This is a genomic window from Mesorhizobium sp. WSM4828 (assembly GCF_055811175.1).
Genome location: NZ_JBVVQK010000136.1, coordinates 1 through 236 on the forward strand (window position 1 = coordinate 1; position 236 = coordinate 236).

Annotated in this window: 1 protein-coding gene; it reads right to left on the bottom strand. The window is 66.9% G+C overall.

From position 1 onward, the window contains the following. Positions 1–236 (bottom strand): IS66 family transposase (locus AC0L2X_RS32650; protein WP_473601243.1); only part of this gene is annotated, 236 nt, incomplete at both ends.

A 236-nucleotide genomic window follows, 5' to 3' on the forward strand; every position in this document is an offset into this window, starting at 1 on the left:
TAACCGCCAAAGGCATCGGCCTGCAGAATGCCGCTCCAGCCGGCGAGATGCGCCGCGGGATGTTCGCCTCGGCGATCGCGGGAATAATAGAACACCGCCGCCGGCGGATCGGCGCCGCCGAACGGTCGGTCATCGCGCACATAGGTCCATAATCGGCCGGTATCGGTCTTGCCCTTGGCCAGGACCGGCACCGTCGTGTCGTCGCCGTGCAGACGTGAAGCGGCCAGCACATGGGC